The organism is Rhodococcus sp. KRD197 (assembly GCF_017168235.1).
GTDB lineage: Bacteria > Actinomycetota > Actinomycetes > Mycobacteriales > Mycobacteriaceae > Rhodococcoides.
Genome location: NZ_JABFAO010000031.1, coordinates 1 through 599 on the forward strand (window position 1 = coordinate 1; position 599 = coordinate 599).

Here is a 599-nt window from a genome sequence, read left to right on the forward strand (position 1 = left end):
GCCCTGGCCCTCGGTGAACTCGCAGCGAATATCGGCGACGCCATAGCCGGTCGCTCGAAGAAGGATGCGCTGGTGGGTTTCGCGGCCGCGCACCGTGAATACTCGACCGACCACCCAGGCCGGTGGGCGTCCTTGCAGCGGCGTGCAGGGCAGGCCGCCGTCGACACAGACGCCGCACGCCGCATCGTGCAGGTGACCGACGCCGTCCTGATCGGCTACGACATCGCCGGCCCCGATCGGACTCACGCCACGCGCATCATCGGTAGTGCATTGAGCGGGTTTCTGAACCTCGAACGCAGCGGAAGCTTCGCGCACAGCCTGCCACCGGCCGAGCAGTCGTGGCCGGAACTGATCGACGCCCTCGACTTCCTCCTGACTCATTGGCACAACCGCGGCACCGCCCGCCAGAAGGCAACTAGATGATCACCACACGCCTCACTCACGAATTTGTCCGCGGTGCAATCGAACTCGAATCGACCGACCGCGGCGTGCGTCCCCACAGACTCCCCCGGTTGATCCGAGAACGGTTCGCCGATCCGCAGCTCGCCCTCATGGAAGCGCAGCCTTCCGGGGTACGGATCGCCGTGCGTACAACGGCC

General features: G+C 66.3%; 1 protein-coding gene and 1 pseudogene. Both read left to right on the top strand.

Annotation, left to right across the window (positions count from 1 at the left end):
- A partial coding sequence (locus J1M86_RS23575; RefSeq protein WP_206511597.1) for a TetR-like C-terminal domain-containing protein occupies nucleotides 1–423 on the top strand: 423 nt, incomplete at its 5' end.
- A pseudogene (locus J1M86_RS23580) lies at nucleotides 420–599 on the top strand (lipase); the annotation flags it as partial. The gene J1M86_RS23575 and the pseudogene J1M86_RS23580, both read left to right, overlap by 4 nt.